At 62.3% G+C, this 18,028-nt stretch carries 17 protein-coding genes; 2 read left to right on the plus strand and 15 right to left on the minus strand.

What is annotated here, in order from left to right; translation table 11 throughout:
- Positions 1-3 precede the first annotated feature (3 nt).
- The 9 genes from J3L12_RS00670 to J3L12_RS00710 all read right to left on the minus strand — a co-directional run bounded on the left by J3L12_RS00670 (position 4) and on the right by J3L12_RS00710 (position 9,677).
- Positions 4-783 (minus strand): crotonase/enoyl-CoA hydratase family protein, encoded by a 780-nt coding sequence (locus J3L12_RS00670; protein ID WP_208013108.1) that lies wholly within the window; start codon positions 781-783, stop codon positions 4-6.
- A gap of 63 nt (positions 784-846) precedes the next feature.
- Positions 847-2,517 carry a glycerol-3-phosphate acyltransferase gene (locus J3L12_RS00675; RefSeq protein WP_208013109.1) on the minus strand — a complete coding sequence of 557 codons (1,671 nt, stop codon included), beginning with the start codon at positions 2,515-2,517 and terminating at the stop codon, positions 847-849.
- Positions 2,518-2,571: 54 nt separating this feature from the next.
- Complete coding sequence (locus J3L12_RS00680) at positions 2,572-3,315, minus strand: TerC family protein (RefSeq protein ID WP_208013110.1); 744 nt, start codon at positions 3,313-3,315, stop codon at positions 2,572-2,574.
- Positions 3,316-3,538: 223 nt separating this feature from the next.
- Entirely contained in the window at positions 3,539-4,087 is a 549-nt protein-coding gene (locus J3L12_RS00685) for a class I SAM-dependent methyltransferase (protein ID WP_208013111.1), read from the minus strand.
- Positions 4,088-4,090: 3 nt separating this feature from the next.
- Positions 4,091-4,792, minus strand: a complete 702-nt coding sequence (locus tag J3L12_RS00690) for a DUF475 domain-containing protein (protein WP_208013112.1) — start codon at positions 4,790-4,792, stop codon at positions 4,091-4,093.
- Positions 4,793-4,815: 23 nt separating this feature from the next.
- On the minus strand, positions 4,816-5,775 hold the full coding sequence (locus J3L12_RS00695; protein WP_208013113.1) for an alpha/beta hydrolase-fold protein: 960 nt from the start codon (positions 5,773-5,775) through the stop codon (positions 4,816-4,818).
- A 504-nt stretch (positions 5,776-6,279) separates the two neighbouring features.
- Positions 6,280-8,997, minus strand: coding sequence for a phosphoenolpyruvate carboxylase (locus J3L12_RS00700; RefSeq protein ID WP_208013114.1), 2,718 nt, complete (start codon positions 8,995-8,997; stop codon positions 6,280-6,282).
- Positions 8,998-9,248: 251 nt separating this feature from the next.
- On the minus strand, positions 9,249-9,422 hold the full coding sequence (locus J3L12_RS00705; protein WP_208013115.1) for a hypothetical protein: 174 nt from the start codon (positions 9,420-9,422) through the stop codon (positions 9,249-9,251).
- Positions 9,423-9,677 (minus strand): NUDIX domain-containing protein, encoded by a 255-nt coding sequence (locus J3L12_RS00710; RefSeq protein ID WP_208013116.1) that lies wholly within the window; start codon positions 9,675-9,677, stop codon positions 9,423-9,425. It abuts the gene before it with no gap.
- 96 nt (positions 9,678-9,773) lie between these two features.
- Here J3L12_RS00710 and J3L12_RS00715 point away from each other — a divergent pair, with 96 nt between their 5' ends.
- On the plus strand, positions 9,774-10,286 hold the full coding sequence (locus tag J3L12_RS00715) for an NUDIX hydrolase (RefSeq protein ID WP_208013117.1): 513 nt from the start codon (positions 9,774-9,776) through the stop codon (positions 10,284-10,286).
- A gap of 129 nt (positions 10,287-10,415) precedes the next feature.
- Positions 10,416-11,303, plus strand: coding sequence for a riboflavin biosynthesis protein RibF (gene ribF, locus J3L12_RS00720; protein ID WP_208013276.1), 888 nt, complete (start codon positions 10,416-10,418; stop codon positions 11,301-11,303).
- Between the two features lie 175 nt (positions 11,304-11,478).
- On the opposite strand, the gene J3L12_RS00725 is transcribed toward ribF, so the two are convergent.
- The 6 genes from J3L12_RS00725 to glgP form a co-directional block, all read right to left on the minus strand.
- The gene (locus J3L12_RS00725; protein WP_208013118.1) at positions 11,479-11,892 is read right to left on the minus strand and encodes a DUF4258 domain-containing protein; all 414 of its coding nucleotides are present in this window, start codon (positions 11,890-11,892) and stop codon (positions 11,479-11,481) included.
- A 100-nt stretch (positions 11,893-11,992) separates the two neighbouring features.
- The gene (locus J3L12_RS00730; RefSeq protein ID WP_208013119.1) at positions 11,993-12,619 is read right to left on the minus strand and encodes a phosphoribosyltransferase family protein; all 627 of its coding nucleotides are present in this window, start codon (positions 12,617-12,619) and stop codon (positions 11,993-11,995) included.
- Between the two features lie 35 nt (positions 12,620-12,654).
- Complete coding sequence (mtnA, locus tag J3L12_RS00735; RefSeq protein ID WP_208013120.1) at positions 12,655-13,638, minus strand: S-methyl-5-thioribose-1-phosphate isomerase; 984 nt, start codon at positions 13,636-13,638, stop codon at positions 12,655-12,657.
- 9 nt (positions 13,639-13,647) lie between these two features.
- Entirely contained in the window at positions 13,648-14,814 is a 1,167-nt protein-coding gene (locus J3L12_RS00740) for a serine hydrolase (protein ID WP_208013121.1), read from the minus strand.
- A 10-nt stretch (positions 14,815-14,824) separates the two neighbouring features.
- Entirely contained in the window at positions 14,825-15,337 is a 513-nt protein-coding gene (locus J3L12_RS17040; RefSeq protein WP_208013122.1) for a helix-turn-helix domain-containing protein, read from the minus strand.
- Between the two features lie 78 nt (positions 15,338-15,415).
- On the minus strand, positions 15,416-17,932 hold the full coding sequence (gene glgP / locus J3L12_RS00750) for an alpha-glucan family phosphorylase (RefSeq protein WP_208013123.1): 2,517 nt from the start codon (positions 17,930-17,932) through the stop codon (positions 15,416-15,418).
- Positions 17,933-18,028 lie beyond the last annotated feature (96 nt).

Below are 18,028 nucleotides of genomic sequence, written 5' to 3' on the forward strand. Positions count from 1 at the left end.
GGCTTAGCCCTCACCGCCTTCCTGAAAGGATCCGTGCCGTCCAGCTCCCTCGGCAAACTGGGTGGCACCCCGGTGGGTTTCCCCTGAGGTGATCACTACCAGGCCTAGACGCGTTTCGTTGAGCAAGGCCTCCTCGAGGGATAAGTCCCATTGCTCGCGCACCGATTGACGGTCGCTCCGCAAGCAGCGCTGGGGGAAAGCCGCAAGCTGCAGGGCTAGTGACTTGGCGGATTCCAGGGCTTGGCCTGGCTCCACCAACCGGTTGACCAGTCCCATCATCCGCGCTTCCTCGCCGCTTACCCCGCGCCCGGTCAGGATTAAATCCATGGCATGGCTCTCACCAATGAGCCGGGGTAGCCGAACGGTACCCCCGTCTACCAGTGGCACCCCCCAGCGACGGCAGAAGACTCCGAAAACCGCGTCTCGCGCGGCCACCCGCAGGTCGCACCAGAGGGCCAGCTCGAGCCCACCGGCCACTGCGTAGCCCTCCACCGCCGCAATAACCGGTTTGGAGAGCCGCATCCGAGTGGGCCCCATCGGCCCATCCCCCTCCTCCTGCACCACATTGCCCTCACCCCGGGCAACCGCTTTCAGGTCGGCCCCGGCGCAAAAGTTGTCTCCCGTGCCGGTCAGGATGGCCACAGCCAGCTCATCATCGGCCTCGAAACGCCGAAAGGCCTCGGCCAAATCGGCAGCGGTGGCCCGGTCAACGGCGTTGCGCACCTCGGGTCGGTCGATGGTTACGATGGCTAGAGGGCCTTCAGTCTCATAGCGAACCGGCATACATACCCCCCTGGTTTTACTCTAACCGTTGGCCCCTGCCTGCGCTCTTTGCACCTGGAAAATTCAATCCACCACCCTGAACCCCAGCGCCTCGGCCCGCTCGACGAAGAACTGAATGTTCTCGCTTTTGGTCTCTCCGCCCAGGCTCTTGCGCTCGTAGGCGCCTTCGGCGGCCAGAATCATGGTCTCGGCCAGGCAGGCCGGTACGGCCCCCTCGCCAAAGTGCAGGTCGAGGTTGCCGGTCATGGGCCCCGGAGGCCGCACCACCCCTCCCGGAATCACCCGCACCCCCGGCACCTGCCTGACCGAATCGTCCACGTCGGGGGGTACCCCCTCATCGTAGATCCAGGCGCCGGGCTTGATGTGCTCGGGAAAGATGATGGCCGAGGGGTCGGAAGTGGCGGTAAAAATCAAGTCCGCTTCTTTGATGGCGGCAATGTCCAGGGTGGTGAGTATTTCCGGCACCGGCTGGCCCTTGCGCTCCAAATTTTGCTTGAGCGTTGCAGCACTCTTTTCCAGGCGCTCCAGGTTGCGCCCCACCAGGATAAGCCTGCCCACCAGCGGGGCAATCTGCCGGGCAATGCCGAAGGCCACCACGCCATTGGCCCCCACCACGGCGGCGGTGGCCTGTTTGAGCTTGCGCCCGGTCTGCTCGAAGTGGGCCAGAATGCCGGGGATGGCGGCCTTGACGGTACCGGCGGTGTAGGCCCCGCCGTTGGTGACCTGAATTTCGGGCACGGCTTCCTGCACGATTTTTCCTTTCTCGCCGACCACACTCCAGAAAGCGCCCAGCCCCACCACCGTGCAACCGAGCTCCTTGGCCAGCCGGGCTCCCTGAATGGCTCGCTGGGTGGCGAGTTCGGGTTTGCTGGTAATCTGCTGCGGCAGCAACGGGGCCGAGAGCAGGTGACAGCGAATCTCGCGGCCATCGGTGGTTTTCACCCCGCGCAACTCGCCCACCTTCATGGGTCGGATGGCCTCGGCCAGGTTTTCAACCAGGCTCTGGCGAATCAGGCCCCGCTCGACCAGGGGTTTGGCCCAGCGGAAGCGGGGGCTCTGAAATAGGTCTTCCACCGTGAGCGGATGAATCATAAAGGCGCAGACCACCGTCTTGTCGGTAGGTAGCGGCAGCGGCTCGCCCAGGCGCGGCTCGGTGCCCTCGAGCATTCGCCCGATGTTTTCCTTGTAGCGCCACAGGGTTACGAATAGCAAAACCCAGGCCGCCAGCTTGGCCCAGCCCGAAACGGGCTCGAAGGTGAGCACCAGCGCCAGCGTAGCCGGGATGTACATGGCTGCCAGGGAAGCGTAGCGGCTCAAGAACAGGCCCACCACCGCTACCAGCAGCACCGCCAGGGTTAGCAGGTAAGAAAGGCCGCTCAGGTAGAGCCCCAACACAACCCCTACCAGCACCCCTGCACCCCGCCCGCGCAACAGCGCTCCCTCGGCCAGAAACCGAGGAGGGTAGAGGTGCCCCAGGTAAACCAGCAGCGCAAAAACGACCGCCCAGGACAAGCCAAACTGCCCCCCCATCCATACCGCCAGAAGCCCCTTGAAGAAATCCAGGCCCCAGGCCAGCAGTGCCGGGCCGGTGCCCAGGAGCTTGAGGGTGTTCTCGAGGCCCAGGTTATAGGCCGAGGCCAGGCGCGGATCCTGCCCGGTCAGGCGGCGGATGACCCAGTACCCCAGGGGCAGCGAGCCGATCAGGTAGGCCAGGATTGCCAGCACAACAGTCATCGGCACAACCTTACCAGATTTAGAGGGGTGCGAGGAGAAAAAAAGCGCCCAGGCTCACGCCTCAGAGGGCTTGTTTTCCATTGCTTTGGCTTTGGGTTTCTGGCTCATGGCCCAGATGGTACCCAGTACCAGCACGGCCAGAATAAAGAGCGAGAACTGGGTTTTGTCTATGCCCGTGACCCACTCGGGGCGGCTCAGGACTTCCTTGGCGAACTTGTCCCAGCCCCCAATGGCCAGCTTGACCCCGGCAAAGCCCACCACCGCAAAGGCCACCGTCTCGAAGCGGGGGTATTTTTCCAGCAAACCCACAAACAGTACCGCCACAAAGCGCAGGGCCAGGATGCCGATAAATACGCCGGTGAAAATAATCCAGATGTTGTCCGAAAGGGCCACCGCAACCAGTACCGAGTCCACCGCAAAGGCCAGGTCGGCCAGCTCGATCTGGGCCACAATGGTCCAGAACTGGCGTGGGGTTACGGTCTTGAGCGTTTGTAAGGCGTCTGGGCGGGCTTCCTCTTTGGGTCTTGGCTTGCTGAAGTGCCGGATAGCGATGTAGAGCAGGTAAACGGCCCCCAAAGCCTGAATCCACCAGAACTGAATCAGATACACCGCAAAAACCAGGGCCAGGCCGCGCAGAATGTAGGCCCCGGCGATACCGTAAAAAAGAGCCTTTTGCCGCCAGGGAGGGGGTAGTTGCTTCACCATTACCCCCAGCACCATGGCGTTGTCGGCGGAAAGTACCGCCTCCAGCACAATCAGGATTCCGATAACGATCAGCGCTTGTCCAAGTTGTTCCATGGGCACCTCAGAGCCGTGGCTAGGTGTAACAACACAAAACCACCACGGCATGCTCGTGTCGTGGTGGTCTCACCAAGGCAATGCGCCCAGACTAACCGGAAGCCAATGCTTCGTACTGACGATTAATCAACCCCGGAGGGTGGCTACTCCCCAACCAGCCCGTAGAGTAGCACTCTTAGCTGGATGAAAAGCGCATGAGACTACGATTTTCGGGGGGAGGGCTTCAGGCTGGCTTCTCCCAGACCGCCCAGGTGCGGTGATGAGCTTCCATCCACCCCTCGGCCCAGGCCCGCAGATGCAGGCCGGGGGGCGGGTGCAAGAGCTCGTCTCCTTGCCAGTAGTGTGCAGCCTGGCTGCCCCGGCGGGCCGCTTCCTGCACGGTAAAGCCCTCGAGCAGCACCAACCCCCCCGGCATCAGCCGCTCGGCCAGGTGGGCCAATAAGGGACGGTGCAAAAAGTACGACTTGATAATGCCCGCAAAGGGGCCAGGGGGCAGGCTGGGGTCAGGGGCCTCGAGGTCGGCCTCGAGCGCCCAGATCGGCAAACCTTGCCGCAGGGCTTCTGCCTGCACAAACGCCAGCGCTACCCGGTTCCGCTCGAGCAAAATCACCGGATGACCCCGCCTGGCCAGAAAGAAGGCGTTGCGCCCGGTGCCCCCGGCCAGGTCGAGCACCAAGCCTGCGGGAAGCCGGTGCGCATAGGCTGCCACTACCTGGGCCGGATGGCTGAACGGAGGCTGGTGCAGGTAGTAGGCGTCCCAGTTTTTGGGCATGGCTCAGGATTGCGAAGAGCGGCGAAAGGCCCAGAGGGTTCCCAGCACCAGAATGGCCAGCGTTACGCTGAGGAAGAAAGCCTGGGGCAGATGAAGCGCCAGCTCGGGGCGGTGCAGCCAGACCTCGCTGCCGTGGCCCCAGCCCTCGAGCATCAGCTTGAGCCCGGCCCAGCCCACCACCGCATAGGCCACGGTCTCGAGCCGCGGATACCGCTCGATGATGGTCACCATAATGCCTGCAGCCAGCCGGATCAAGAGAATCCCAATAGCCACACCGGCAAAGATCACCCAGAACTCCCGGCTGAAGGCAATCACCACCAGCACCGAGTCCACCGCAAAGGCCAGGTCTACCACGTTTATCATGACTACGATGCGCCAGAAACTGGCAGCAGCGGCCTGCTGCACGCTGGCGTGGTCGGCCTCGCTGTGGGTCTTACGCCGGAAGATGTGATTGACCGCCAGATACACCAGGTAAAGCCCCCCCAGGAGCTGAATCCACCAGATCTGGATGATGATGGTGGCAAACAGCAAGGCCAGCCCGCGCAGCACGTAAGCGCCAATAATGCCGTACAAGAGCGCCCTCGAGCGCAGGTGCTCCGGCAGGGGCCGCACCATCACGGCCAGCACCATGGCGTTGTCTACCGATAAAACGGCCTCGAGGGCCACAATGATCAGAATGGCTACAAAAGCCGAACCAAACTCCATAACCTAAAGCCTATCATCTGGTTTTAGTTTCCGAACAGGTACAACAGGGCCGGGGCCAGCCCCTGCCGCCAGGTCATCCAGTTGTGGCCGGAGGGGCGCTCGAGGTAAGCGTGCGGGTAGCCCTTGTCGGCCAGCATGGCGGCAAAGCGGCGGTTGGGGGCCAGCAGCCACTCAATCTGGCCGGTCTCGCAATAAAACCGTAGCGGCAGGGTTTGAGAGTCCAGGTACTGTTCAGTGAGCCACTCAGGGTCGTTGTAGGAATCGCCCCCCTCGGGCGAGGCGGTCAGGCAGGCCGACTGGGTGGCGACCTTCTGGAACACCTGTGGGTGGCGCAGCGCCAGCCAGCTCGAGACCAGCCCCCCCAGGCTGGCGCCCATCAGGCCCCTCTCCGGGGTGGGGCCGTAGTGCGACTCCACCGCCGGGATAATCTCGTTCAGCACGTGCTGCTCGTAGGTGATGCTAAACCAGTATTCGCGGCGGCGATCCTCGGGCTCGATAAAAACAATTCGCACCGGCCGGATTTCGTCCAGCTCCAAAAGCCCCTGGGCCACCTCGGCCAGCCTGGCAGTGCGGTAGTAGGCCACCCCGTCGTGCACATACAGGGTGGCCTGGGCCGGTTCCTGGGGGTTGAACACATAGTAGCGGCGGGTAGTGCCAAAAGCCTTCGACTCCAGCCGATGGCGGTGCACGTTCACCGGGCGGGAGGGTTGGTGCGGCGGGGTGTAGTGAAAGCCTGGCAGTTCGATGGCCCTGGGGTAGCTCCACCAGGGGTTCTGGGCCTTGTGAGGGTTATCGGGGTCGGGGAAGGGCTCGCGGTTAGCGTCTAAAAAGGCATACTCGATATAGGCCCCGGCGGGGAACTCGAGGGTGAGCGGCCCCCCAATGGGAATTGGCCTTCTGTCCCAGTCGGTAAAGTCACCGACCAGAAATTTCGCCTGGGCCGGGGGATGAAAGGTTACGGAGCGTGCGTGCACCTCGACCATACCGGCCTTTATTGTATGGGGTAAGCAAGGGTTACCCTGGCCGGAGACTGTTAAGTCTTTGGTTCATCCGAGGAGAAAATGTAGGCAAACCCAGGTTAGCGGCAAACTGGACAAAGTCCCGGTTCTGCACCATGCCTCTCTTCTGGATATCACCGCCAGTTTTACCCAAACGAGGTTTCGTAGATTGCTAGGGGCGTAAATCGTTGAACGCCACGGATGTTCTCGGGACAGCTTGCGATGCCCACGTTGTAGTTTTCCTTTGTTGGAGATTGAAAACAGAATTGCTGAGCTCAAAGAGGAGATACAGCGCCTTCGAGGGGAACTTGAGCGCTTGGGATTCAGCACGTTATACGTAGCCAGCAGGTTTCGCGCTACCTTTCATAAACCAACGTGTCGTTGGGCGGTGTATTTTCTCGACTCGGAAAGATGCATTGAGTTTTCCTCACATCGAGAGGCTGTGGAGGCTGGCTACAAACCTTGCAAAACCTGCTGTGCTTGAGGGAGCTATCCTGCGTTACGCAGACCTGCCGCAATACCCAGCAAGGAGAGCATCAAAGCCCGCTCGAGCCCCTTGCGCTCGGGGGCCTCGGGGGGGGTGCGGCGGTAGCGCTCGAGCAACTCCACCTGAACCAGCGAGATGGGGTCCACATAAGGGTTGCGTAGCTCGGTCTGGCGGGCCAGCACGGGGTGGTTGAAAAGCAGGGTGTTCTGAAAAGTTTCTTCCAGAATGGCCCTGGTTTTCTCGAAGGCACGGGCAATACTCGGAAAAAAGCGCTCTGCCAGAGAAGGTTCTACCAGGCGCAGATACTCCCGGGCAATCCCCAGGTCGGCCTTGGCCAGGGCAATGGCCGCGCTATCCAGGGTGGTGGCAAAGAAGGGCCACTGCGCAAACATTTCCCGCCGCAAGCTGAGCGGAATTTCTTCCAGCCCTTCGGCCAGGCCGTACCAGCCGGGAATCAAAAGTCGCACCTGCGTCCAGGACATCACCCAGGGGATGGCCCTCAGGTCCTTTATTTCGCGTACCCGCCCCGAGCGATACACGGGCCTGCTGGCAATGTTCAGGGCGCCAATCTCGCGGATAGGGGTGAGCTGTTCGTAAAACTCAAAGAAACCGGGGCGCAGGAGCAACTCGCGGTAGACCTCGGTGGAGCGCCGAGCGGCTCGGGTCATGGCCTCGCGCCACGCTTCGCGGAGGGGCTCGGCCTGCCCGTAGAGGTCGCGGGCCGAGGCCAGCGCGGTGTGGTAGAGCATCTGCTCGAGGTTCCGGTAGGCCAGGTCGGGGTGGGCGTAGCGGTCGGCCAGGGCCTCGCCCTGCTCGGTCAGGCGCATGCGGCTGCCCACCGTGCCGGGCGGCAGGCTGGCAATGGCCCGCCCGGCGGTGCCACCCCCTCGAGCGGTGGAGGTGCCGCGCCCGTGGAAATAGTAGACCTGCACGCCCCGGCTCTTTGCTGTGGCAGTAATGGCTTCCTGAGCCCGGTAGAGCGCCCAGTTGGCGGCCAGAAAGCCTGCGTCCTTGTTGGAGTCGGAGTAGCCAATCATGACCTCGAGGCCCCCCCGGCCCTGCACATGGGCCATAAAAACCGGGTTGTCCAGCAGCCGGGCCACCACCTCGGGCGCATTTTCCAGGTCGCCCAGGGTCTCGAAGAGCGGCACCACATCGAATGGCAGGGCCCGCCCAGGGCGGTAGAGCCCCACCTCCCGCGCCAGCAGGAGTACCTCGAGCAGGTCGCTGGGGTGGTGGGTCATCGAGACCACGTGGGCCCCCCGCGCCCGCCAGTTGCGCAGGGCTTCCAGGGCGGTTTGCAGGGCCTTGGTCTGCGGACGGTAGCCCACCGGCGCCAGGGGCCGGGCGGTGGCCAGTTCCTGGGTCAGCAGGGCCTCCCTTTGCAGCGGTTCCAGCCCCACGTAATGCTCGTGCACCCCGGCGGTTTTCAGCAGTTCGGCTACGGCTTCGGTCAGCGCGCGGGACTCCTCCCGCAAATCCAGGCTGACCAGCTCGAGGCCAAACGCCTCGGCATTCAACCGCAGGGGGCGCACGCTGACTCGGGAAATCTCCTTCAGGCCAAGCTGATTGAGGCTGGCCTCGGCCTTGCGTAAATCCCCGATAAACTCATGGGTGCTGCTATAGCCAGGGCCGGTTTGCTCGCCCAACAAGGCCCGCAGCTTGTAGCGCAGCCCCATGCCAAACTGGCGGTAGGGTTCCCCCTGGAAGCGCTCGGGCAGCGCCAAACGCCTGGCATGGTCTTCCAGGGCCAGCCGCAGTTCACGACTAATGGTGATGCGCTCCTCGCTGAGCGACAAGTCCCGAATCAGGCCGTCCACGTCCTCCACAAACTTACGCAGGGCGGTTTCGCGGGCGTAGTTCTGGGCCCAGCTCGTGACCTCTGGCACCACATTGGGGTTGCCGTCCCGGTCGCCCCCAATCCAACTCCGAAACACTAATGGAGGCGAAAGGTCGGGGCGCAGGCCGTAGTGGGCCTCCAGGGCACTCTCCAGCCCATCCACCAGCCGGGGGATGGCCTGCCACAGGGTATAGGTGGTGTAAAAAAGGCCGCCTTTCACCTCGTCTTCCACACTCGGACGGGATTTGCGCAGTTCGGAGGTGCCCCACAGCAGGGCCACTCGAGCATCAAGCTGTGAGTTGGCATCAGCAATGAGCGGTGGAGCCTCGGCGTGGTTCTCCTGCGCTGAGTCTTCAGGGCCCTCTCGCTCGGCTGCATCCAGAAGCTTTTCAATCTCGCTGATGTGATACCGCTGGGTGCGGCGGCGGGTCTCGGTGGGGTGCGCGGTGAAGGTCAGGTGCAGCCGTAGCCGCGAGAGCACATCTACCGCCTGCTCATAGCTCAGACCCTGGCGTTTGAGCTGCCCGACCAGGGCCAGAAACGATTCCCCCCTGGGGGCCTGCGGGGTGCTTTTCTTCTCCCGCTCCCGATTAACCCGTACCCGGTGGCGTTCTTCGGCCAGATTGACCAGATGAAAATAGGTCGAAAAGGCCCGGATCATGTTTTCGGCCTCGGCCAGCGAGAGGCCCCGCACAATGCTCAGAAGCTGCTGGCGGGTGGCTTCGCTGTAGCTTTGCCGCAGGGCTTTGGTCAGCTCGCGGACTTCTTCCTCCAGTTCAAAAACACGCTGGCCCGAAAGCGTTCGAATAGCCTTCCCCAGAGCCCGCCCCAACAAATCCACTTCGCGCTTGAGCTGTTCAAACAGCCGATCTTCACTCATCCAGCGATAGTGTATCGGGTCTGGAAGGGATTCCCAAATGTTCGTACCCTCTTTGCCTGGGCAAGGTACATACCGCAGGAACGGTGAAGCAGGGAGCAGGGGGTAGGGGACAGGTGATGGAGACCCCCTGCCTACCTTCTACCACCCAGCCCCAACCGGGGTATGGTTGAAAGTTGGCTACACGGCCAAAGTTGGTATCGGAGCCTCCGGGTTCGCCGAGCCCAACCTCTAACCCCGGATCTCTACTCCCCCTAGGGCGTGCCCTCGAAAATGACCGGAAAGCGCACGCGGGTATCGAAAGCCAGGGGAACCAGCCAGCGCACACTGGGCACTACCGGGCCGGCAAACAGGTCGTTTACGGCAAAAATCCCCACTTCATCCTCGCCCTTGGCCTGGATCTCGAGGGCCAGCTCCGAGACGGCCACCTAGAAGTACACCTGAAAGGTATAACCCTCCAGCCTTGCCAGCGCCATCCATTCTTTGGGAGGGATGCCGACGCCGGTTTCTTCCTTGAAAACCCTGGACATGGCGGCTTTGGGCAGTTCATCGGGCATGATTTTGCCTCCCACCCCATTGAATAGCCGTGCATCCGGGTCGGCCCGGTGCTTTCGCATCAGCACCACTCGAGTTTTGTCGGGGGTGAAGAGGAAACCGGCGACGTACTGGGCTAGGGGGGTCATGGCAAGGCTCCGAAGGCGTTACCTTAGTGTATCCGGTTGGCCCCAGAGGTTGCTTCGTGGTTTGACTTGGGTTTCTTAAGCCGTTAGCTTGGGGGCATGCCCGAACGGCAGTACCTTTACAAAGGCCGCATCCTGAACCTGGCCCTCGAGGGCCCCTACGAGATTGTCGAACATGCCCACGCAGTCGCGGTGCTGGTCGAGCGAGACGGCCAGATTCTGTTCGTGCGGCAGTACCGCCCGGCCATTGGCAGCGAGACCCTGGAGATTCCGGCGGGCCTCATCGACCCCGGCGAAACCCCCGAGGAAGCGGCCCGCCGTGAGCTGGCCGAGGAGGCGCAGCTGGCCGGCGACCTCGAGTACCTCACAGGCTTCTACCTGTCGCCGGGCTTTTGCGATGAAAAACTCCACGTTTTCCGGGCCACCCACCTCCGGGCGGCCTATGCCCAACCCGATGACGACGAAGAAATCACCATCGAGTGGCACGACCCCCGGCAGGTTTTGCAGGCCGCCCGCGACGGCAGGGTGCAGATATCAGCCTCGGCCATGGCGGGGATTTTGCTTTATCTTAGCGAGAGGGCTTTGGGGGGCGGTGTTGTGGGCTCCGGGTAAAAAGCAGGCCTTGCCCACGCCAGCACGAAGCTCAAGCTGTGTTCGTGGCATTAACCCAGGATTTCTAAAACAAGTTTTATCCGCTACCTGTAGTATTGTTTGGCGTGCTGTAACATCACCCCCTTCACCATGCTGCTGATTAACGACCCCTCCGACGCACCCGCCGGCCCCAAGGTGGTGGCCATTGGTAGCTTTGATGGTTTGCACCTCGGGCACCAGCACCTGATCCACCAGGCCCAGCAGGAGGCCAAGAACCGGCACATTCCGCTCTTGGTCTACACCTTCGACCCCCCCAGCAAGGTTTTCATGCGAGGGGAGGGCTTCCTGACCGATTTGTCGGAGAAGCTCGAGCTTTTGCGGGGCCTGGGGGTCGAAATCGCCCTGATTGTGCCCTTCACCGAGGCTTTCTCCAAACGCAGTAAGGATGACTTCCTGGGCGACCTGCGAGCCCTCGAGGCCCAGCGCATCTATGTAGGTGCCGACTTCCGCTTTGGCAAGGCCAGGGCTGGAGGGCTGGAAGACCTGAACACGGTAGCGCCCACCCAGATTCTGCCGCTGCTCGAGCTGGGTGGCAGGCCGGTCAAGTCGAGCCGTATCCGCGATCTGCTGCGCGCGGGAGAGGTTGACGAGGCCAAGCTGCTGCTAGGGCGGACGTACACCGCCCGGGGCATCGTGCAGGAGGGTGACAAACTCGGGCGGCAGTTGGGTTTTCCCACCGCCAATATCGAAGTAGCCCCCCTCAAAATTCTGCCGATGGGCGTGTTCGCCGTGCGGGTGCAGACCCCCCAGGGCCGCTTTGGCGGCATGGCTAACGTGGGCTACCGCCCTACCGTCTCGGGCCAGGTGTTGCGCTTCGAGGCGCATCTGTTTGGCTTTGCGGGCGATTTGTACGGTCAGGAATTGAGCGTGGAGTTTCTCACCAAGCTGCGCGGCGAAAAGAAATTTGAGAGCCTGGAAGCCCTCAAGGCCCAGCTTGCCCAGGATGCCGAGGCAGCCCGTCGGGTGTTGGGAATCTAGCCTGCAATCTGCGCCTAATATCAACTTTAGGCTCATGCCCAGCCTTCAGCGAAGTACGAGATGGGGGTGGGTGATGGGAGGTAGGCGGTGGGTTTTCAGCGTCCAGACCCTACTTCTTGCCTTCCACTCCGCGCGCCCTGCTATCGGCTATCGTCCATCGTCCATAGACCCCTCCTCAGCGCGGAATGTCCTCGGCGGTCAGAAACTTTGGCCTGACCCAGCGCACCTCCTCGAAGGTGCCATCGTAGCGCAGGATGGCAGCCATGCGGGCCCTCGAGTACACCTGGTGGGGCTTCTTGGGGATGAAGGCGGTCACGATATCCACCCAGCGCGGTTCGCGGTATTCCAGCACCACATGCAAGGGTAGCTTGAGGTTGGGCGGGAAGACCATATAGCCCAGCACCAGCATCCGCTGGTCTTCGGGATAAACGGCCATCTCGCGGCCCCACTCCACAGCCTGCAACACATCGTGCTCGATGAAGCCCTCCTGCAGCATGTGCTTGGCCACGTGCGGGCCAATGCGGTAGCGGCCTTCGCGGATGTAGGGGAGGAGTTCCTCGAGCCTGCGAATACGTGGTCGTCTGAGCATCGGTTCCCCCCTTTATCAAACAGCCCCACCGCCTTTGGGGTTGGTGGGGCCGGTGCGACACATCAAAAACCCCTGAATTCAAAGGGGCTTTATGCCCAGATTATACGGAGTACCGGGCCAGGTGGTGTGGGCTTTTCACCGCAATTGCGGCGCCATACACCCTGGCGGCTCCGGCCTCGAGCAAGGTCTTGCGGGCCCGCTCAAAGGTCGTACCGGTGGTCAGCACATCATCTACCAGCAGCCAGATTCCTTTCACCCGGCGGGTTGCCCGAAAGGTGGCCTCGGAGAGCTCGAGGCGCTGCTGCAAGGTTTTCCTGGTTTGCGACGGTTCCCATGTGGTGCGCTCGAGCAGGCTCTGGTAGGGGATGTGCAGTTCTTTGGCTACCGCCTGGGCCAGCAGTTCGGCCTGGTTGTAGCCGCGCAGCACCTTGCGGTGTAGCAGGGTGGGTACGGCAGTCAGGCCATCAAGCCCCCACTCGGCTTGCTTGATCCCCAGCGCGATTTGCTGGCCCAGAAATAGGGCCAGCTCGCGCCGACCCTGGTACTTGAGGGCCTTGGCGAGCGGGCCAAACCGCTTGTAATCGCCCAGGTACACAAAGTGGGGGAGATGCCGTGGCACCAATAAAGCCCGGCAGTTAGCACATAAAACCGGCTGGCCTAGCGGCTGCCCACAACCGGGGCAGGTTGCGCCGGTTAGCTGTTCCCACCAGCCCAAAAGCGAGGCCATGCTTCACCCCATATACCCTACATAACGGCCATGCTTCACCCGATGCCCAGTGCTGCCCGCAGCGATTCGTCGAAAGGGGGGTAGAGCACGCCTTTCTCGGTCACAATGCCGGTAATCAGGTGATGGGGGGTCACGTCAAAGCCCGGATGGGCGGCTGGAAAGCCCTCGGGCGCGATGGGCTGCCCCCGGATGACCGTGACCTCCTGGGCCGAGCGCTGCTCGATGGGAATTTGAGCGCCGCTTTCCAACCTGGGGTCTACCGAGGAGAGCGGCAAGGCCGGGTAGAAGGGGATTCCGTGGTACTGGGCCAGAATGGCCAGACCGTAGGTGCCAATCTTGTTGGCAAAGTCGCCGTTCAGGGCCATGCGGTCGGTGCCGAGGATTACTGCATCCACCTGGCCCTGGGCCATCATGTAGGCGGCCATGTTATCGCTGATCAGGGTGGCGGGCACCCCCGCTTTTTGCAGCTCGTAGGCGGTCAGGCGGGCCCCTTGCAGATAGGGGCGGGTCTCGTCCACCCAGACATGGCTTACCCGGCCCTGACGATGAGCCTCGATAATGGCACCGAGCGCGGTGCCGTACCCGCCGGTGGCCAGCGGCCCGGTGTTGCAGTGGGTGAGCACCTGGCCTTTGAGCACCCGGGCCCCATGCTGGCTGATGGCCCGCTCGGTTTCCTCTACCTCAGCCCAGATGGCCCGGGCTTCCGTTAGCGAGGCTTCCAGGCTGCCCCAGTAGGGCTTCATTCGATCCAGGGCGTAAAACAGATTGACCGCGGTGGGGCGGCTCTGGCGCAGTACGGCGTCGGCCTCGGCGAGGGCTTCACCCGACAGATGGGCCAGCACCATCCCGTAGGCCGCCGTGACCCCAATGGCCGGAGCCCCGCGCACCACCATTTCCTTGATGGCCTGGGCAGTTTCCCGGGCGCTCTTGCAAGGTACCCAGACCTCTTGAAAGGGGAGCTTGCGCTGATCCAGGAGCCAGAAGGTGTTTTCTTCAAAACGAAAGGGCAGCACACGCATGGGGTCAGTCTACTTCAAGGTATTCAAAAGGCTGGTGTAGAGCAGAAAGAACTGGTTTTCGTCGAGCCGCGCCTGCGGGTTGTTCCAGGTGGCCGAGACGCAGTACTGTTTTCCGTCCCGGGCAGTGAGCCAGGTGGTCAGGTTGAGTACGCCCGGCTCCGAGCCGCCCTTATAGGCCACGCGCTGCCAGTCGGCAGGGTTGGCGAGGCCCGGGTTGAGCGACATCAGGGGCAAAGCCTGCACCTTGCCCATGAGTGCACACAGTTCGCGGGTGCTGAAGAACCACTCCACATCTATGGCCACCGGCCCTCCCGCAAAAACACTGACATCGGGCAGGGGGAGGTTGGCCAGTTGGGGCAGCAGCGCGGCCCTTGCAGCGGGGTTGGCCCGGTAGCGCAGGAGCCATTCCCGGTTTTGCGGGTTCTTGAGCACAAAGGCCTCGCGGGTGGTCAGGAAGGGCCGGTTGCGGGGGGAGAGTTTTTCCACCTCGGCCCGCCCCAGGGTAGCGATCAGGGCGTCGGTGGCGGTGTTGTCGGAGATGGAGATCATCTGGGTGGCGTACTGCTCGAGGCTCAAAGGAGTGCCGTCGGGCAGGTTTTGCAGGGTGCCGCTGGGCAGGCTTTTCCACTCCGGCCGCAGCGGTACAGTGTCGCTCCAGCGGCGCTGCCCGGCCTCAATCTGCTGACGCAGGGCTTCCAGCACCGCCAGTTTGAAGGTCGAACCCACTGCCAGTACGGCATCTGCGTTCAGATTGAAACGTTCCTGGCTGCCCTCGAGCACCAACACACTGACCTGTCCGGGCAGCTTGCGGTACTCGGCCAGCAGCTGCTCTAACGTAAAACCGCCCCTGGGTTGGGGTGGGCGGAAGAAAAGCCCCTGGATGCGACCCTGGGCGTCAAGCGAAATTTGTGCGGGTACCACACCGCGCTCAAAGTTCACCCGGAAGTTGGGGCCGTCCGGTTCTACCCCCTGGTATCTGCCAAGACTGGCGGAAAGCTGGGCCAGGATGGCCTCGACCTGGGCCACCGACACCTGTTGCAAGAAGACCGGGGCGAACCACTCGGCCCTGGGGGGTTGCTGGGTGAAGAGGCGCTCGAGGGCCGCCTTTGGGGTCAGGGTAACCTGGGACAGCGCCAGCCCCAGCAGCAGGGTTCCTATTGCCATCCAGCGTTTCATCGCTACCTCCTTATTCTTTTACCTGGGCTGCCAGAGCCTCGCCCCCGGCTGCGCTCAGGATTACCAGCAAAGGGATGACTCGCTCCGGGGGCACGGTGTAGCTGCCGCGCTTGCCTGCTTTCAGCCATCCTCCGCTTTGCAACTCTTTTAGATGATGGTAAAGCTGTCCGGTGGTGCCAACTTCTACCAGGTGTTGCAGGTCTTGTGAGCTGCTTTTCCCGTTGAGAACAGCCCGAAGAATCTCCAGGCGCAAAGGGTGGGCCAAGGCTGCGAGGCTCGGAGCCACTTCCGCCCACGGAACACTAAGCAGGGATCCCACCGGCAGCCCCCATTGCCACCCCCAGGTGCCGGAAGCCACCTCGGCATGTCCCGCAAACACCACCTCGCCGCCCGGTCTGGCGGTCTGGCGTAAGTAATCCAGCGCCCAGAAGGCGCCTTCGGATGGGTTAGATGGCGTTCTCGAGGCTAGTTCCAGGGCGGCCAAGCGGGCTTCGATCTGACTCAAGCGGGCCTCTAGGTTCACAAAAATATGCTATTACGTTATTACGTAAAATATATGAGAAAAAAAGCCCACCAAAGGGTGGGCTTTTGTTTGGGACAACTACACCTTCACCGGCTCCTCAACCACGGTTCCGGCCCACTTCACGAAGGCTACCTCACGGGGGCTGGAAAGCTCGGGGTGCGCTGCCACGACCCGAACCCCGTACACATAACTGCCAGGCCGGGCCGGGGTGTAGCTGCCGGTGTACAGGAGGGCATCGCGCTCCTGGCCGCTGGGCTTCAGCGCGACCACTTCCAGGTCGCCGCTGCTGCGGCGGACTACCAGCTCAACCTTCAAGGTCTCGGTGGGAATGCCATAGGCTTGCACAAAGGCCCGCAACTGCAAGGGTTGGTTGGCCGTGGGGTGGGGCGCTTCCACCCAGACCTTTACATTGTTCCAGGCTCCCTTCACCAGGGTTTTCCAGCCCGCCACCTCCTTGAGGGCAGCAGCATTCCGCTCCATCAGGTGGGCCGCCCGCTTCGCCAGGGGCGTGTAGAACTTGCGGTGGTACTCATCCACCATGCGCTGGGCGGAGTAGGTGGGGCCACAGGTGCGGATGCTGTCGCGCACCATAGCCAACCAGCCGCTGGGCGTGCCAACGGCCCCTCGAGCGTAAAACAGCGGAATCACCTCGTACTGCAGTGTGTCGTAGAAGCTCTGGGCATCGGCGTGATCCTGGGCCTCTTCGGTGGCGTAGGTACGCTCGTCGCCGATGGCCCAGCCGTTGGTGGTGTTGAAGGCCTCGGCCCACCAGCCGTCCAGAATGGAGAAGTTCAGGGCACCATTGAGGGCGGCTTTCATGCCCGAGGTGCCCGAGGCTTCCATGGGGCGGCGGGGGGTATTGAGCCAGACGTCCACCCCCTGTACCAGGCTGCGGGCCAGGCTCATGTCGTAGTTCTCGAGCAAAATCATTTTGTCTTCCAGCCCCAGGGCCTTGATTTTCTCGGCCAGCTTCTTGATGAACTCCTTGCCGGGTTCATCCTTGGGGTGGGCCTTCCCGGCAAAGACAAACTGCACCGGCAGGGGGCCGTTCAGAATGGAGACCAACCGCTCGGGGTCGGTAAACATAAGGATGGCCCGCTTGTAGGTGGCAAAACGGCGGGCAAACCCGATGGTAAGCACGGTGGGGTCTAGCACTTTCTCGGCAGCCCGTAGGCTGGCCGGTAGGTCGCCATTGCGGCGGCGCTGCTCGAATAACCGCTCCCGCACCTCCTCAATCAGGCTGGCCCGCAGTTTGTTGCGGATGCGCCAGAGTTCGTCCTCCTCGAGCCGATCCACGGTCCACTGGCTGGGGTCGTGCAACTGCTCGATCCAGGTTTTAGGGAAAGTGCGCTCGTAGAGGCTGTGCATCTCGGGATGTAGGAAGGTGAAAGTATGGATGCCGTTGGTAATATGCCCGATAGGGACTTCCTCCGGCTCGAGGCCCTTCCACAGATGCTGGAACATCTCGCGGGAGACTTCGCCGTGCAGGGCCGAAACCCCCCCGGCAGCGCGGGAGGTGTGCAGGGCCAGGTTGGACATGCTGAAAACCGGGCCATAGCTTTTTTCCTCGCGCCCCAGGGCAATGAACTCCTCTTTACTGATGCCCAGCTTGTTCCACCAGCCATCCAGGTAGCGTTCCACCAGATCCAGCGGAAAGGTGTCGTGTCCGGCAGGTACCGGGGTATGGGTGGTGAAGAGAGCCCCTGCTGCCGTGGCTTCCAGCGCTTCGCTGAAAGAGCGCCCGGCGGCCACCATCTCGCGCATACGCTCCAGGCCCAGGAACGCCGCGTGGCCCTCGTTCATGTGCCAGACTTCGGGCTCCAAGCCCAGCGCCCTGATCAGGCGAACCCCACCCACCCCCAGAATGAGTTCCTGCTCGATGCGGATTTCCTGTCCAGGCGCATACAGACGGGCAGTTAGGGCGCGGTCTTCGGGGCGGTTTTCCGGCAGGTTGGTGCTCATTAGGTAGACCGGAACGGTGCCCACCTGGGCCTTGTAGGCCATGATGTAAACCGTGCGTCCGGGAAACTCAACCCCCACCTTGAGGGGCCTGCCGTCTCTGGTCACTACCTGCAATGGCAGCTCCTCGGGCAGCAAATCTTCGTAGACTTCACGCTGCTGGCCCTCGGGGGTGAGCTGCTGGCGGAAATAGCCCTCGTGGTAGAACATGCCAATTCCGGTCAGGCTAAGCCCCAGATCTGAAGCCGACTTCACGTGGTCGCCGGCCAGAATGCCCAGGCCGCCCGAGTAGATGGGTAGCGACTCGTGGAAACCATACTCCATCGAGAAATAGGCAATGCGCGGGGGTTTTTGGGGGCGGGTTTGCAGGTAATGGCGGAAGTTAGCGACGGTGGCTTCTACCGCGCCCACATAACCCGCATTCTCTGCCAGGGCCTGCAGCCGCTCGGGTTCGGCTTCCAACAAGGCTCGCACCGGGTTCGACCGGAAGCGCTTCCACTGCGAAGGATTAATTTGTTCAAAGAGATGTAGGGCCTCCGGGTTCCAGCTCCACCAGAGATTGTAGGCCACTTCGCGCAGTCCCTTCAGGGGCTCAGGCAGGGTGGGCATGGCGGTGATTCGACCGAGGACATTCATAATCAGGAAGTGATTGTACCATTACAGGTTTGCTTACCTGTAAGCAACCAATCAACCTCGTCCCAGACGACATTCTCCTCTTGGGTGTGGAGATAC

Origin of the sequence: Meiothermus sp. CFH 77666 (genome assembly GCF_017497985.1) — a bacterium.
Classification (GTDB): Bacteria; Deinococcota; Deinococci; order Deinococcales; family Thermaceae; genus Meiothermus.